The following is a 17,881-nucleotide window of genomic DNA, read 5'->3' on the forward strand; positions in this document are numbered from 1 at the left end:
AGGAAGGATTCTAGCGTTGTAGCGGCACCTGTCGACCGGAATCTCGTCCCCTCTATAAGGGCGAGCATCTTCGTCGAAAACGGCAGTTTTCCGTCATAAATCCAATCTCCCCCGATGAGATAGGAAAACGCTTGCCAAGCCAAAACAGTCGTGACACAAACATGGCCACAATACGGCCTAAATAAGGCAAACCTGACTAGGGAGCATGTCATGAAGTCCAAGACGATTCTGTGCGGCGTGGCGATGGCGGCACTGCTGGCAGGCTGTGAAAAGCCCGGCGGCAGCAATTATTCGACCCCAAGCTACGAAACGGGCGGTGCCGTGGCGGATGAGGCGCTCGCCACCGACGCCAGCGGCGAGAAGTACAAGCCCAACGCCATCTCCCCCGTCCACATGGTCGCCGACGCCCCCGTCTCGACCTTCGCGGTCGATGTCGACACCGGCGCTTACGCCAATGTCCGCCGTTTCCTCACCCAGGGCCAGAAGCCGCCGGTCGACGCGGTGCGCACCGAAGAGATGATCAACTATTTCCGGTACGATTATCCCCTGCCCGCCGACCGCGAAGCGCCGTTCAGCGTCACCACCGACGTCGCGCAGTCGCCCTGGAACCAGGACACCAAGATCCTGCGCATCGGCCTGCGCGGCTACGACCTGCCCTATGCCCGCCGCCCGGCCGCGAACCTGGTCTTCCTGGTCGACGTATCCGGCTCGATGGACGAGCCCGACAAGCTGCCCCTGGTCAAATCGGCGCTTTCCACCCTCGCCGACAATCTCGGCCGCGAGGACAAGGTGGCCATCGTCGTTTATGCCGGTGCGGCCGGCGTGGTGCTCGATTCCACCAGCGACCCGTCCGAGATCAAGGCCGCGCTCGACGATCTCAGCGCGGGCGGCTCGACCGCCGGCGGCGAAGGCCTGCAGCTCGCTTATTCCATCGCGCGCGAGAATTTCATCAAGGACGGGGTCAACCGCATCCTCATCGCCACCGACGGCGACTTCAATGTCGGCATCACTGACCAGACCGAGCTCGAGAAACTGATCGAGCATGAGCGCGACGACGGCATCACCCTCACCACGCTCGGCTTCGGCCAGGGCAATCTCAACGACTCGCTGATGGAATCGATCGCCGATCTCGGCAACGGCAACTATGCCTATATCGACAGCGCGATGGAGGCGAAGAAGGTCCTGTCCGAGGAGCTTTCCTCCACGCTCTTCACCATTGCCAAGGACGTGAAGGTCCAGGTCGAGTTCAACCCGGCCTATGTCAGCCAGTACCGCCTGATCGGCTATGAGAACCGCGCGCTCGCCGAACAGGATTTCGATAACGACAAGGTCGACGCCGGCGACATCGGTGCCGGCCATCAGGTCACCGCGATCTATGAGGTCGTCCCCGCCGGCACGAAGGGCTGGCTCTCCGACCGCCGCTACACCGACAACCGCCGCGCGGCCGTGACGGGCAAACAGGACGGCGAAATGGCCTTTGTCCGCCTGCGCTACAAATTGCCCAACGGCGATACGTCGCGCCTGATCGAACGTCCGGTTGCCGCCACGCAGCTCGCCACCCGTGCCCTGCCCCAGGGCGACATGGCCTTCGCCACCGCGGTCGCCGCCTTCGGGCAAAAGCTGCGCGGCGACACGCGGCTCGGCGACATCGGCTACGCTGATATCCGCCGCCTCGCCGGCAATCCTGACGGTTACTGGCGTCAGGAATTCGTCAAGCTCACCGAACTCGCCGAGGCGGGACAAGTGCCTGCGGAATCGCGCCGCAACTGGATCGGCTAGGGAGGTCCGGAAAGCGTCGCGATACCACAGCAGGGAGCGGCCGGGGAAATGTCCAACCCCGGCCGCTCTTTACGCGATCCTTATGCGAACGCCCCAAGCTCGCCCTCGAAGCTTAACGCCCCTCACGCCTATCTGAGGGCCACGACGCGACAGCGCGCCGTGCCGTGCCGGCGGCCCCATTGCCGGCGCAGGAGCATCTCGATGCACACCCGTCCCGCCGATCCCGGTGCGACACCCCATATCCTCCAGGTCGGGCAGGATCGCCGCGGCCGCTGGATGGTCCAGGAAAATCACGGCCTGATCGAGGGCGTGTTTATTTCGCGCGACGCCGCCCTCCATTTCGCCCGCCTCGAACGCCACGCCTTCCCCGGCGCGACGGTGGAGCTGGTGAGCGCCCCGCTCACCTCCACCCTCGCGGCCTGACATGGAGGAAGACGATGACACCGGATCTCACCGGCCTGCTGGTGATCGGCCTGATCGGCCTCGCGCTGATCGCCCTCGCTCTGGCCTGCCGCCTCAGCCCGGCGCGAAAGCCGCGCCCGGACGTCACGCTCGGATTCAGGGACCCTTATCGCTGAAGCCGTTCCGCAACGCCGACAACTGAATATCCCCTCTCCAGGAGCATCCGATGGCAACCCGCCATATCGCTTTCGACGCCCCCATTCCCGACCCCGACCCGCTACCGGGCGGCACAGAAATCGCGCTCGCCTATGACGCCGCCGGCATCGACTATCGCGACTATGCCGATGGCGACGGTGATTTCTCCGGCCGCTACGGTTTCGCCGACCGCGAATTGTGGCAGCGCATCGACAAGGCGTTGATCGAACTGCGCGCCCAGGGCCGCCACGCCATCCGCATCCTCGATCTCGGCTGCGGCCCGGGTACCTGGCTGCTGCGCACCGTCACCCGCGCCCGCGCGCTCGGCTTCACCGCAATCGAGGGCCACGGCATCGACATCTCCCCCGCAATGATCGGCCTCGCCCGCCAGGCTGCCACCGATGTCACCGATCCCCGCATCGGCCTGACCTTTGCAGTCGGCGACATCCTAGAAACGCTCGAACAGGAAGGCCGCCACGCCTGCGACCTCGCGCTCTGTCTCTACGGCGTGCTCAACCATGTCGCCCCTGCGCGACTCCCCGCGGTCGCCCGCGCGCTGGCCCGGGTCACGGACGGCGCCCTGATCGCCACCGTCCGCTCGACTGGCAGCCTCCCATCGATCTTCATCTCCGGCATGGAGAAGGTCCGCCATTTCCATCAGGACCATGCCCATGATCGGCTGGAGATCGACCTGGTCGACGGCCGCCATCTCGAATTCGGCCTTCACCTGTTCAGCGCCCGCGAGTTCCGCGCGCTATTCGCCCCGCATTGCGCGATCCGCGAGATCGCCGGCATTGACGTCTTCCACAGCCGCTTCCGCACGGAAAGCGACTGGAACCCGGCGACCGAGGACTTGGCGCTCGAAGCCAGCCTCGCCCGCCTCGAACATTTCTGCGCCAGCGATCCGACCTTCATCGATCGCGCTGCGCATATCCTGCTGGTGGGTGGGGCTTCGGACTGAGGCGGGCGCCCTGCCCCACCCCCATCGTCACCCCGGGCTTGTTCCGGGGTCCACCGTGCCGCAAACCAGGCACCGAGGCTCTCGTGGAACGGTGGATGCCGGAACAAGTCCGGCATGACGGAGGTAAGTGAACCCGCCCCACCAGAAGCGTTTGACACCCCCCGAACCGCCCCCCTAGCCTCGCCGCGACACCCCGGGGGACATCGCATGAAATCGCTCGCCACAGCTGCCGCCACTGCCCTCGCCCTGTTCGCGACCCACGCCGCCGCCGCTCAGGCGATCACCCCCCGCCCCGACCAGCTGGCCTTCCGCGATCTCTACAAGGAACTCGTCGAGACCGACACGTCGGTGTCCACCGGCAGCTGCACCGCCGTCGCGGAGAAGATGGCCGCCCGCCTCAAGGCTGCCGGCTACACCGACGATCAGGTCACTCTGTTCAAGGTCGACGGATTCCCGCTCGACGGCGGCCTCGTCGCCCAACTCCCGGGCACCTCACCCAAAGCGAAGCCGATGCTCCTCCTCGGCCATCTCGACGTGGTCAATGCCCGGCGCGAGGATTGGACGCGCGATCCCTACAAGTTCATTGAGGAAGACGGCTATTTCTACGGCCGCGGCACCTCGGACATGAAGGCGATGGTCGCGGTCTGGGTCGACACGCTGATCCGCCTCAAGCAGCAGGGCTACAAACCCAAGCGCACGATCAAGCTCGCCCTCACCTGCGGCGAGGAATCCGGCGCCCGCATGAACGGCGCACAATGGCTCGCCGAGAACAGGCCCGATCTCATCGCCGCCGAATTCGCGCTCAACGAAGGCGGCGGCGGCACCACCGACGGGCATGGCAAGGTCGTTAGCCAGGCGATCCAGATTGGCGAGAAATCCAATCGCGCCTTCGAGCTGGAGACGACCAATATCGGCGGCCACAGCTCGATCCCGATCGACGACAACGCCATCTACGAGCTCGCCGACGCGATCGAAAAGCTGCGCGCCTACAAATTCCCGGTCCATTTCAATGACACCACGCGTGCCTATTTCGCGAAAGCCGGCGCCGAGCAGAAGGACGCCGTCGGCCGCGCCATGGTCGCGCTCGCCGCCAACCCGGCCGATCGCGCCGCGGAGGCGATCGTGTCGTCCGACCGCACCCATAATTCGATGCTGCGCACCACCTGCGTGGCGACCATGCTGGAGGCGGGGCACGCCGTGAACGCGCTGCCGCAACGGGCCAAGGCGACGGTGAGCTGCCGGATCGTCCCCGGCGAGGATGCCGACACCACCCGCGCCGCGCTGATCACGGCGATCGGCGACCCGAAGGTGAAGGTCACTCTCGTCGGCCGCCTCCGCCCCGTCGCCGTCCCCCCGCCGCTCGACCCGAAGATCATGGGCCCCGCGGAAAAACTCGTCTCGCGGTATTTCCCGGGCGTGTCGCTCATCCCCGCCATGATGACGGGTGCGACCGACGCCACCTTTATCGCCCCGATCGGCATCCCGACCTATGGCGTACCCGGCGGCTGGAGCGACCCCGACGGCAACGGCACCCACGGCCTGAACGAACGGCGCGAAGTGCGCTCGGTCTATGTCGGGCGGGATTTCCTGTTCGACCTGGTCAAGGCCTATGCGCAGCAGGACTAGGGTCGAGTCGACCTGGCCGCTTTCAATTCGGAAAACCGAAGAATATCTTCGATTAGGGCAAGCGGAGAAGGAACCGTTACTGGTGCAAGATGTCGCTGGCGCGCGCCGCCATGAGTCCGACTCGGTTGACTCAGATCAATGCCTCGTCGATAGGGGCCTCGGAAAAACAATAATATAGCTTCGGCATGATCCGGGGTCGCACCTATTTCGCTGCACTACAAAGGGGCAGATATATGGTGTGCGTACAGAACCTCGATGGTCTTTCCACGACGACTCCCGGTCAGGCTTCCAACAAATCGACATTGCAAAGGAACCTGCGCTCGCAGGCGAGTCGGCTCGCCTTGCGGTCCACTATCGGTGCCGCCGTCGTTGCGGGCGCGAGCCTGCTGACGCCGGGACAGGCCTGGGCGGATTGCCTCGTGGGTGGCGTCACCGTCGTGTGCGACAACACCGTTACCACCGACACGACCTATCCCGCCAATCCGCCCAACGACCGCGCTTATTCGGGCCCGATCGCCACGCCGATCATCCTCAATGTCGACGCGGGAACGACGGTGAGCGGGAACGGCCTTGCGGTCACCAACACCGCCGCCGGCGGGATCACCGTCACCAACAACGGCACGATCAGCGTCGATGCCGGCAATACGCCGACCGCAGGGGGCACGGCCGCCCTGTCGTTGACGGCGGCCGGCGGCCCGATCATTTACACCGGTGGCAGCATCACCAACAACGGCGCCGGCAACGCGCTCGATGCGGTGCAGACGGGCGGCGTGGGTTCGGTCAACATCAACGTTTCCGGCAACGTCTTTGCGGCGTCGGGCGAAGGTATCACCGTACGCGACGTCGCCACGAGCACTGGCATTTCGATCACCGCTGGCAACGTCACCGCATTGACCGGCGGCAAGGACGGAATCGACGCTCAGAGCCAGTCGCTGACTGGCAATGTCACGATCGTCGCCAATGGCAACGTCCAGGCGGGCAATGCCGGCATCGTGGCCGCGATCTTCCCGGCTGCGGGGACCGGCAATATCGACGTCACCGCCAACGGCGCGATCGACGCCCGGTTCGGCATCGACGCCGAGAACTTCGGCACCGGTTCCACCAGTGTGACCACCGTCGGCCCGGTCAATGTGACCACCGGCAACGGCATCTTTGCGCTGGCCACCGGCGGCAATGTCACCGTCACCGCAGGCGACGTGACCTCGACCGGCAACACCGCGATTGTGGCGCAGCAGACCAGCGCTGCGGGTGCGGGCAATGTCGACGTGACCGCAGGCAACGTCTCCGGCACCACCGGCATCCTCGCGCTCAACAACGGCACTGGCGCAATCAGCATCACGGCCAATGGCACCGTCACCGGCACGTTCGCCGAAGGCATCAAGGCGACCGGCAACGGCGCGGTGACGGTGAACGTCGCCGATACCGTGACCGGCGCGACCCGTGGTCTGAGCCTGATCGGCGGCACCGGTGGCACTGGCAACATCTCAGTCACCGGCACCGGCGGGTTCGCCGGTGGCACTGGCGACGCGGCCAACATCCTCAACAACGGCTCCGGCACCGTAACAGTCGACATCTCGGGCGCGAGCAGTTCGGCTGGCGGTGAGGGCTTCGTCATTCGCGATACCGCGGCTGGTGGCAATATCAGCGTCACCACGGGCGCGGTCACCGCGCTGACGGCTGGCAAGGACGGCATTGACGTCCAGACCCAGTCGCTGACCGCCAACGTCACCGAGGTCGCGAACGGCAACATCCAGGCCGGCAATGCCGGCATGGTGGCGGCGATTCTCAATGCTGCAAGCACCGGCAATGTCGATGTGACCGCCAATGGGTCGATCGACGCCCGGTTCGGCATCGACGCCGAGAACTTCGGGTCGGGCAACACCTTTGTCACCACGGTTGGTCCGGTCAATGTGACGACCGGCAACGGCATCTTCGCGCTGTCGACCGGCGGCAATGTCATCGTGAATGCGGGCGATGTGACCTCGACCGGCAACACCGCGATCATTGCCCAGCAGACCAAGGCCGCCGGCACTGGCGTGGTTGGCGTGACCGCGGGCAATGTCTCGGGCACGACGGGCATCGACGCGCGTAACTTCGGCACCGGCGCGATCAGCATCAGCACCACTGGCACGGTAACGGGCACTTTCGCCGAGGGCATCAAGGCGAACGGCAACGCCGGCGTCCTCGTGGCGGTGAATCAGACGGTGACCGGCGCGACGCGCGGTCTGAGCCTGATCGGCGGGACCGGCGGAACCGGCAATATCGCGGTGCTCGGCGCGGGCGGGTTCGTCGGTGGCACCGACGATGCGGTCAACATCAAGAACAATGGCGCCGGCACCGTCACGGTCGCCATCGCGGGCGCGAGCAGCTCGGCTGGCGGTGAGGGCTTCGTCATTCGCGATACCGCGGCTGGTGGCAATATCAGCGTCACCACGGGCGCGGTCACCGCGCTGACGGCGGGCAAGGACGGCATCGACGTCCAGACCCAGTCGCTCACCGCCAATGTGACCGAGGTCGCGAACGGCAACATCCAGGCCGGCAATGCCGGCATGGTGGCGGCGATTCTCAACGCTGCAAGCACCGGCAACATCGCTGTGACCGCCAATGGCTCGATCGATGCGCGGTTCGGCATTGACGCCGAGAACTTCGGGTCGGGCAACACCTTTGTCACCACGATCGGCCCGGTCAATGTGACGACCGGCAACGGCATCTTCGCGCTGTCGACCGGTGGCCATATCGCGGTGAACGCGGGCGATGTCACGGCGACCAGCAACACCGCGATCATCGCGCAGCAGACCAAGGCCGCCGGCAGTGGCGTCGTTGGTGTGAACGCAGGCAATGTCTCGGGCACGACGGGTATCGACGCGCGTAACTTCGGCACCGGCGAGATCAGCATCGGCACCACTGGCACGGTAACCGGCACTTTCGCCGAGGGCATCAAGGCTGTCGGCAACGCTGGCGTGGCTGTGGCGGTCGGGAACACGGTGACCGGCGCGACGCGCGGCCTGAGCCTGGTCGGCGGCACCGGCGGCGCCGGCGACATCTCGGTGACCGGCACCGGCGGGTTCGTCGGTGGCACTGGCGATGCGGCCAACATCCTCAACAACGGCTCCGGCACCGTAACAGTCGACATATCGGGTGCGAGCAGCTCGGCCGGCGGCGAAGGTATCTTCGTTCGCGATACGGCCGCAGGCGGCAATATCAGCGTCACGACGGGCGCGGTCACCGCGCTGACGGCAGGCAAGGACGGCATCGACGTCCAGGCCCAGTCGCTGACCGGCAACATCACCGAGGTCGCGAACGGCAACATCCAGGCCGGCAATGCCGGCATGGTGGCGGCGATTCTCAATGCCGCCGCGACCGGCAATATCGATGTGACCGCCAATGGGTCGATCGATGCGCGGTTCGGCATCGATGCCGAGAATTTTGGTTCGGGCCACACCAGTGTCACCACGGTCGGCCCGGTCAATGTGACGACCGGCAACGGCATCTTCGCGCTCGCGACCGGCGGCAATGTCATCGTGACCGCGGGCGACGTGACCTCGACGAGCAACACCGCGATCATCGCCCAGCAGACCAAGGCCGCCGGTCTTGGCGTAGTCAATGTGACCGCGGGTAATGTCTCGGGCACGACGGGCATCGATGCGCATAATTTCGGCGCTGGCTCTATCAGCATCGTCGCCAACGGCACGGTGACCGGTACTTTCGCCGAAGGCATCAAGGCGATCGGCAATGACGCCGTGTTCGTGACGGTCGGCGACACGGTGACCGGCGCGACGCGCGGCCTGTCGCTGGTCGGTGGGACCGGCGGCAGCGGCAACATCGTGGTGAATGGCGCCGGCGGGTTCGTCGGCGGCACCGGCGATGCGGCCAATATTCTCAACAACGGCAGTGGCTTTATCATCGTCGATATCTCGGGCGCGAGCAGTTCGGCTGGCGGCGAGGGTATCTTCGTTCGCGACACGACAATCGGCGGCAGTATCAACATCACTACCGGCGCGGTGACCGCGCTGACGGCGGGCAAGGACGGAATCGACGTCCAGGCCCAGACATTGACTGGCAACCTCACCGAGGTCGCCAATGGCAACATCCAGGCCGGCAATGCCGGCATGGTGGCGGCGCTTCTCAATGCTGCGGCGACCGGCAACATCAACGTGACCGCCAATGGCACGATCGACGCGCGGTTCGGCATCGACGCAGAGAACTTCGGGTCGGGCTCCACGAATGTCACCACGGTCGGCCCGGTCAATGTGACGACCGGCAACGGCATCTTCGCGCGGACCAGCGGCGGTAATGTCGCCGTGACCGCGGGTGACGTCACCTCGACCGGCAACACCGCCATTATCGCTCGCCAGACGAAGGCAGCAGGTGCTGGCTATATCGACATTATCGCCGGCAATGTCTCAGGTACGACCGGTATCGAAGCTACAAATTCGGGCACGGGTTTCACCAGCGTCATCGCGACGGGAAATGTGACCGGGACCGGCGCCGAGGGCATTGTCGCAACCGGCAACGACGCGGTAGGGATCCTGACTCTCGGCACGGTGACCGGCGCTACGCGCGGTTTGACGCTTGTCGGCGGCACCGGCGGTAGCGGCGACATCCTGGTTACCGGCAGCGGGTTCGTCGGCGGCACCGGCGATGCGGCGAACATCACGAACAATGGCTCCGGCACCGTCACGGTCAACGTCTTGGGCGCGAGCAGCTCGGCTGGCGGCAATGGCTTCATCGTTCGCGATACCGCGCTTGGTGGCGACATCAGCGTCGCCACGGGTGCGGTGACCGCGCTGACGCTGGGCAAGAACGCGATCGACGTCCAGACCCAGTCGCTGACCGCCGACATCACTGAGGTCGCCAATGGCAACATCCAGGCGGGCAATGCCGCCATGGTGGCGGCGATCTTCCCGGCGGCCGCGACCGGCAACATCAACGTGACGGCCAATGGCTCGATCGACGCGCGGTTCGGCATCGATGCCGAGAACTTCGGCACGGGTTCCACCAGTGTCACCACGGTCGGCCCGGTTAACGTGACGACCGGCAACGGCATCTTCGCGCTGTCGACAGCCGGCGCGGTCACGGTGAACGCGGGCGACGTCACCTCGACCGGCAATATTGCGATCGTCGCGCAGCATAGTGGGGCGGCGGGTTCGGGTGCGGTCAATGTGACCGCAGGCAACGTATCCGGCACGACCGGCATCTTCGCGCTCAACAATGGCCCGGGCACGCTCAGCGTCACCGCGAACGGTACGGTCACAGGCACGCTCGCCGAGGGCATCAATGCGAGCGGCAACGATGCGGTGACGGTCAACGTCGCCAACACGGTGACGGGCGCAACGCGCGGCCTGAGCCTGATTGGCGGCACCGGCGGCGCCGGGAACATCTCGGTGACCGGTCCCGGCGGGTTCGTCGGTGGCACCGGCGATGCGGCCAACATCCTCAACAACGGCGCGGGCACCGTCACGGTCGACATCTCCGGCGCGAGCAGCTCGACCGGCGGCGAGGGCATCGTGGTGCGCAACACCGCGATCGGCGGCAACATCGGCGTCACCACTGGCGCGGTCACCGCACTGGCTGGCGGCATGGATGCGATCGACGTCCAGAGCCTTTCGACGACCGGCAACCTCACGGTCGTGGCCAACGGCAACCTTCGGGCCGGCAATGCCGCCGTAGTGGCCGCGATCTTCCCGGCCGCGGGAACCGGCAACATCAACGTGACGACCAACGGATCGATCGACGCCCGGTTCGGCATCGATGCCGAGAACTTTGGCACTGGCTCGACCAGCGTCACCACGGTCGGCCCGGTCACCACGACCACCGGCAACGGCATCTTCGCGCTGGCTACCGGCGGCAACGTCACGGTCGCCACAGGCAGCGTCTCCTCCACCGGCGCCGCCGCAATCGTCGCTCAACAGGTCGCCGCGGCGGGTACGGGTGCGGTCAATGTCACTGCCGGCACAACCTCCGGAACGACCGGCATCTTCGCCCTTAACAATGGCTCCGGCACGGTCGGGGTCACTGCCAATGGCACCGTCACTGGCACGGCCGCCGAAGGCATCATGGCAGCCGGCAACAGCGGGGTGACCGTCGCGGTCGCCAACACCGTGACCGGCGCGACGCGCGGCCTGACCCTCGTGGGCGGGACCGGCGGCACCGGCAACATCGCGGTCACCGGCACCGGCGGGTTCGTCGGGCTGAACGGCGACGGCGCGAACATCCGCAACAACGGCGCGGGCAGTGTCCTGGTCAACATCTCCGGCGCGAGCAGCGCGACCGGCGGCGACGGCATCCTCGTTCGCGATACGGCGATCGGGAGCAGCATCAGCGTCACCACCGGCGCGGTTACCGCCACGGGCGCGACCCGCGATGCGATCGACGTGCAGAGCCTGTCGACCACCGGTTCCGTCACCGTCGTGGCGAACGGCAACGTCCAGGCCGGCAACGCCGGCGTGGTCGCCGCGATCCTTCCCGCCGCGGCAACCGGCAACGTCACCGTGACCACCAACGGATCTGTCGCCGGGCAATTCGGCATCGATGCCGAGAATCTCGGCCTGGGCTCGACGACGGTCACCACGGTCGGCCCGGTCACCGCGACCACCGGCAACGGTGTCTTTGCTCGGTCGAACGGCGGCAACATCGCAGTGACCACGGGCAGTGTCACGTCCACCGGCAACTCGGCGATCATCGCCGTGAACGCGGCCGCTGCGGCGAACACCGGCACGATCAACGTCACCCTGACTGGCGGCAGCACGATCACGGCCAATACGGCGACCGCCTATGGCATCCGCACCGATAGCGGCGTGTCCTCGGGCACCACGACGATCAACGTCAACGGCCGGATCAACGCCGGCGCCGCCGGCATCGGCAGCACCTCGACGATCGGCAACATCGTCACCAACATCGGCACGACCGGCGTGATCGACCCGCTCGTCGGCATCGACCAGGCAACCGTCTCGGGGGCGATCACCGTCAACAATGCCGGCCTGGTCGACGGCGACAATATCGGCGTGCGGCTGACCTCGACCGGGGTCGGCGCCGTCGGCGCGCTCACCGTCAACCAGGTCGGTTCGGGCACGACCACCGGCATCATCGGCATCGACCTGCGCAGCGTCGACGCGGCGCTCGCGGTCACCAATGCCGGGACGATCTCGGGCACCGCCGGCATCCGGATGACGGCGACCGGCACCGGCAGCGGATCGGTCGTCAATGCCGGCACGCTCACCGGCACCGGCAGCGCGGTGATCGCCACGCTCACCGGTGGCAGCTTCACGCTGACCAACACCGGCACGCTGAACGGCGCGGTCAACGTCACCGGCTCGAACGTCGCGACCTCGACGATCACCAACGCGCTCGGCGCCACGGCGAACTTCGGGTCCGGCGCCTCCAGCGCCTCGACCAACTTCGTCAACGCCGGCACCGCCAATATCGGCGCCGGGGGCACCGTCACCTTCCTCGGCAACACCACCAATACGGGCTGGATCAACTTCGCCGGCGCCGGGGGCTTCACCACCAACGGCACGATGGCCAATACCGGCATCATCAATGCCCAGAACAACCTGACGAGCAATGTGGTCACGGTCGGCGGCGCCTATAGCGGCGGCGGCCAGTTCTTCGCCGATTACAGCACCGTCACCGCCACCGCCGACCGCCTGAACATCGGCGGCACGGCCTCGGGCAACACCAATGTGACGATGAACCGCGTCGGCGCCCGCGCCTTCGTCCCCGGCGGGTTCCTGCCGGTGGTGACGGCCTCGGGCGGCGCACCCGCCACTGCCTTCACCTCGAACACGGTGTTCCCGACCACGGGTTTCGTGCTCGAAAGCTTCGGGCGGAAAGCCGGCAGCACCACCCAGTTCGGCCTGATCCAGCAGATCAACCCGTCCGCCACGTCGCTCGGCAACCTGAGCTATGTCGCCGAGGCCGCATCGCTGCTGCTCGACGAGCCGATCAGCCCCTATGTGACCTCACGCACCGACGCAGCCCCGGGCGACAAGCGCTTCAGCCTGTGGATGCGCGGCGCCACCGGCCACACCAAGCAGGTCATCGCCTCGACCATCACCGGCGGCGGCGTCGTGCTCAGCTCGGCCAGCCGGATCCGCACCGAGCATCAGGCGATCCAGATGGGCGCCGACCTCGGCATCACCCTCGGCGGCAACTGGAACCTGCATGTCGGCGCGCTTGGCGGCTGGTATGACGGCGCCACCTCGGCCGGCGTGGAACGCGTGGCAGTCGATACGAGCTTTGCCGGCGGCTATCTCGCGGTCAGCAACGGGGCCTTCACGCTCGACGGCACGATCCGCCGCGAATGGCGCAAATACGATGTCGTCCTGCCCTCGCTGTTCGGCACCGGCGCCCCGCAGAAGCTCGACGGCAGCGCGACCGCCGGCTCGGTCCACGCCTCCTACCGCTTCGGCGGTGCGCTGGGCTTCGCGGCGACGCCGTTCATCGGCTTCAACTATGCCGACAGCTCGATCGACAATCTGACGATCGACGCGATCAGCGCCTATATGCCGGGCAAGGACAAGACCAAGGTCGGCCAGGCCGGCCTCCGCGTGTCCTACCGCGCCGGCAGCGAGGAGAAGATCGTGGTCGAGCCCTTCGTCAGCGCCTCGGCCCTGAAGAACTGGTCGCGCGGCGATCAGGGCAGCTTCAGCTTCGGCACCCCGGCGACGGTCTTCGCGCTCGACACCGCGACCTGGGACGACGCGATCCGCTACTCGTTCGGCGTCATGAGCCATGCGCGGAACGGCCGCATCTCGGCCTTTATCGCCGGCAATATCGACGACAGCTCGGAGCTCAAGAGCTTCAGCGCCAACGCAGGAATCCGGTTCAACTTCTGATCCGGCTCTTCTGGCCGCATTCGGGGCGGTGGGCGATCGATGGTTCGATCGCCCACCGCCCCTTTTTCTGTCCGCCGCACGGACACAACCGAAACCGGCCCCAACTGTCTCCCGCAAAGCACGCTCCCGCAACAAACGCGCAACAAACCCGCCCACCCTGCCATCTTTCCTTGCCAGCATCCCCCGCGCCGTTTCACCTTTGTGACAGGGCAAAAAACAGGGGGGATGTCTCGGGGGGCGTGGTTCAGGAGATGACATCATGCGCGAGATCAAATTGGGGAAACTTGCCGGCATAGCGTCGCTGGCACTCATCGCTGGCTTCTCGGCCGTACCGGCCCAGGCACAGGATACGCCCGCCGACACCGCCGCCGGCAGCGAAGACATAGTCGTCACCGGGTCGCGCATCCGCCGAAGCCCGCTCGACCAGGACAAGCCCGTCGTCACCGTCGACGAGACCGCCATCGCCCGCACCGGCCTCACCTCGATCGGCGACGTGCTGCAACGCCTGCCCAGCGCCGCGGGCGGCCTCAACACCAAGGTCAACAATGCCGGCAATATCGGCGGCCCGCCCGACGGCACCGGCGTCAGCTCGGGTTCGGCCGAGATCGACCTGCGCTATCTCGCCGCCAAGCGCACACTCGTGCTGGTCGACGGCCTGCGCTTCGTCAACGGCTCGGCCGCGGGCGGCATCCCCGCCTCGGTCGACCTCAACGAAATCCCCACCAACATGATCGAGCGTGTCGAGGTGCTGCAATCCGGCGCGTCCCCGCTCTACGGGTCGGATGCGGTTGCCGGCGTCGTCAACATCATCACCAAACAGGCGCAGGTCGGGCTCAAGGCGTCGGCGCAATTCGGCACCTACCGCGCGGGTGACGGCCACACCTGGAATCTCGAGGCAAGCTACGGCATCCAGTCGCCGGACAGCGGCACCTCCGTCGTGTTCGGCGCCAGCTACGCCAAGCAGGAAGCGGTCAGCACCCGCGACCGCGCGATCTCGCAATTCCCCACCCCCGGCGGCACGAGCTGCGCTTCCGGCGGCTGCTCCAGCGCGATCCCCAATGGCCGTTTCGACGTGCTCGGCCAGAGCCTCACTTTGCGCGCGCCGGTCGCCGGCCGCCCGACCTACCCGGCCGATTTCCGCAACTATTCCTCGGCCACCGACAGTTTCAACTTCGCGCCCTACAACTACCTGCTTACCCCGTCGGAACGCTACGGCGCCTTCTTCAACTTCAAGCAGGAGCTGACCGACAACATCAACATGCGGGTGAAGCTGGTCTATAACCACCGCCACTCGACCACCCTCGCGGCCTTCCTCCCGCTGTTCGTCGGGCCCGACGCCGGCAACGGCAACCTGCTCGACACCATCTCGGTCGACGCCACCAACCCGTACAACCCGTTCGGCGTCACCCTCTCCTCGGGCGCGGACGGCACCCCCGCCAACTACTCGACCATCCGCCGCCGCTTCGTCGAGGGCGGCCAGCGCACCTTCACCCAGAATGTCGACACCATGTCGGCCACCCTCACCTTCGACGGATCGTTCAACATCGGCGATCACCGCTGGTACTGGGACGTGAACGGCGTCTACGGCAATAACGACGCGCACCAGCTCTTCACCGGCAACCTCAACGCGGCCAAGCTCGCCCGCGCGCTCGGCCCGCTCTCGGCCTGCACCGGTGAGTGCGTGCCCTTCAACATCTTCGGCGGCGCGGGCTCGATCACGCAACCGATGCTGAATTATGTGACCTTCGACGAACGCGACAAGAGCAACCAGCGCCTCGCCGATTTCACCGCCAACCTGTCGGGCGACCTGTTCGATCTGCCCGCCGGCCCGGTCGGCGTCGCGATCGGCTATGAGCACCGCGATCAGCAGGCGAGCTACGATCCCGATCCGCTGATCGTCGCCGGCCTCGGCGCCGACGTGCCGACCAGCCCGGCCCGCGGCGGCTTCAACGTCGACGAATTCTACGGCGAAATCCGCGTGCCGATCCTCAGCCACCAGCCCTTCTTCGAAAAGCTGGAGCTCGACGGTGCGGTCCGCCATTCCAACTATTCGTCCTTCGGCAGCAACACGACCTACACCGCGTCCGGCCTGTGGAAGCCGGTCGCCGACCTGCTGCTGCGCGGCGGCTTTGCCGAGAGCCTGCGCGCCCCGAGCATCGGTGAGCTTTATGCAGGCCCGTCGCGCTTCGACGCGACGATCGACGATCCCTGCACCAGCGCGCCCGGCGGCTTCTTCCAGACCAACGCGACGGTGAAGGCGAACTGCATCGCCAACGGCGTCCCTGCCAATGGCAGCTATGCCGAGCCGGTCGGCGGTCAGCTCGGCGTCTTCTCCCAGGGCAATACCGCGCTGAAGCCGGAAACGGCCAAGACCTGGACGGCAGGCGGCGTCTACAGCCCGAGCTGGGCACGCGGCTTCTCGAGCGCGCTCAGCCTGGAGGTCAACTGGTACAAGATCAGCCTGAAGAACGCGATCGACTCGGTCCCCGCCACGCTCACGCTCACGCGCTGCGCGTTCAATGCGGATCCGATCAGCTGCGCCGCGGTCCGCCGCACGGGCAGCGGCGCGGTGGCCAGCATCAATGCCCGGCTGCTCAACCTCAACGCGATCGAGACTGACGGCATCGACGCCTCGTTCAACTTCCGCTCGCGCGATGTCGCAGGGGGCACAGTCGGCCTGGCGGTCAATGCCGCCTGGCTGCTGAAATATGATGTCCTGCCGCCCGCCGATCTCGGCGCCCCGACGCTCCAGTTCGCCGGCACGGAACGCGGCAGCCCCGACCAGGCCTATCCCCGCTTCAAGGCGAACGCGACGATCGACTGGTCCACGCTCGGCTATGGCGCGTCCTTCACTGGCCGCTACATCAGCAAGGTGGCGGAACGGGACGGCGTGCACACCATGGGCCGCGTGCTCTACGGCGACGTGCAGCTATACTTCTCGCCTTCCTGGATGGACCACCGCGTGCGGCTGACGCTCGGGGTGAACAACGTGTTCGACCGGGATCCCCCGGCCTGCTTCACCTGCGACAGCGCGAACTTCGATCCGACCACTTATGATGTGCCGGGGCAGTTTGGCTATGCGCGGGTTTCGTTTGGGCTCTGAGGGGTAGGTTACGAGACAATTTGGCCGGGCGCGGAAAACCGCGTCCGGCTTTTTTGTAGCTCCTTGGAGTTACGGTCTGAGGTTGCGCAGTGACACTCTACCGCTAAGCTGCCCCCAATAATTCGGAGGGGGCTAAGATGAATACCGTCAAGATACCCAAGAAGGTACAGGACCGTCTTGTCGCAGGGCTAAAGAGATATCAGCCGATAATCCGAAAGCTGGCGGAGAGGGACATTTCCGAAGCTGACACGGTTACCGTTTGCAAGGACATGCTGACCGACATTTTCGGCTACGACAAATATCTCGAACTAACTAGCGAGCAGCAGATTCGCGGCACTTTCTGCGACTTGGCGGTCAAGATCGGAAACAAGATTCATTATCTCGCCGAGATCAAATCCGCCGGTACGTCGTTGAATAACAACCACCTGCGGCAGGCGGTCAATTATGGGGCCCACGAGGGCATCGAATGGGTTCTCTTGACCAATGCAATCGTCTGGAAGGTATATCGCATCAAGTTCGCCCAGCCGATCGACTGGGAGGAAATTTACTGCTTCGACATGGCCACGCTGTCGGCGCGTTCGGCTGATGATCTGGGGAAGCTCTTCATGCTTTGCCGCGAGAGCATCACCACCGACGCGCTTCACCAATTCCATCAGCAAGCGCTGATCCTCAATCGACACGTGATCGCCGAACTGTTGCTCGGCGACGCGATGGTCGGCGGGCTACGGAAAGAGATGCGGCGACTATTTTCGGGGTTGAAGACGAGCGACGAAGAGCTCCGTGCGCTGCTGACGATTGAGATCATCAAACGCGATACGCTGGATGGAGAGGCAGCTAAGGCAGCCAAAACGACCATTAAGAAAGCTACAGGTGCCCTTATCAAAAGGGCCAACAAGGCGACCACGGCCGCCGCCTAAAGTCCGGGAATGGACCGAAGCCACCAGAGCGTTAAGATAGATACTCAATGGATTGCCCGAC

Annotated in this window: 8 protein-coding genes; all 8 read left to right on the top strand. The window is 65.8% G+C overall.

Annotation, left to right across the window (positions count from 1 at the left end; translation table 11 throughout):
• Window positions 1-210 precede the first annotated feature (210 nt).
• Complete coding sequence (locus WC729_RS00550; protein ID WP_372848449.1) at window positions 211-1,779, top strand: von Willebrand factor type A domain-containing protein; 1,569 nt, start codon at window positions 211-213, stop codon at window positions 1,777-1,779.
• A gap of 201 nt (window positions 1,780-1,980) precedes the next feature.
• Window positions 1,981-2,202: a hypothetical protein gene (locus WC729_RS00555; protein WP_372848451.1), complete on the top strand. Its 222-nt coding sequence runs from the start codon at window positions 1,981-1,983 to the stop codon at window positions 2,200-2,202.
• Window positions 2,203-2,216: 14 nt separating this feature from the next.
• Complete coding sequence (locus WC729_RS00560; RefSeq protein ID WP_372848453.1) at window positions 2,217-2,357, top strand: hypothetical protein; 141 nt, start codon at window positions 2,217-2,219, stop codon at window positions 2,355-2,357.
• Between the two features lie 50 nt (window positions 2,358-2,407).
• The gene (locus WC729_RS00565; RefSeq protein WP_372848455.1) at window positions 2,408-3,337 is read left to right on the top strand and encodes a class I SAM-dependent methyltransferase; all 930 of its coding nucleotides are present in this window, start codon (window positions 2,408-2,410) and stop codon (window positions 3,335-3,337) included.
• 207 nt (window positions 3,338-3,544) lie between these two features.
• Window positions 3,545-4,963: a M20/M25/M40 family metallo-hydrolase gene (locus WC729_RS00570; RefSeq protein WP_372848457.1), complete on the top strand. Its 1,419-nt coding sequence runs from the start codon at window positions 3,545-3,547 to the stop codon at window positions 4,961-4,963.
• Between the two features lie 341 nt (window positions 4,964-5,304).
• Complete coding sequence (locus WC729_RS00575) at window positions 5,305-13,800, top strand: beta strand repeat-containing protein (protein ID WP_372848459.1); 8,496 nt, start codon at window positions 5,305-5,307, stop codon at window positions 13,798-13,800.
• 259 nt (window positions 13,801-14,059) lie between these two features.
• A complete protein-coding gene (locus tag WC729_RS00580) occupies window positions 14,060-16,903 on the top strand; it encodes a TonB-dependent receptor domain-containing protein (protein WP_372848461.1) in 2,844 nt (947 codons plus the stop codon).
• A 269-nt stretch (window positions 16,904-17,172) separates the two neighbouring features.
• On the top strand, window positions 17,173-17,820 hold the full coding sequence (locus WC729_RS00585; protein ID WP_372848463.1) for a hypothetical protein: 648 nt from the start codon (window positions 17,173-17,175) through the stop codon (window positions 17,818-17,820).
• Window positions 17,821-17,881 lie beyond the last annotated feature (61 nt).

It is taken from the genome of Sphingomonas sp. (assembly GCF_041661825.1).
In the GTDB taxonomy this organism is placed as follows: Bacteria; Pseudomonadota; Alphaproteobacteria; order Sphingomonadales; family Sphingomonadaceae; genus Sphingomonas.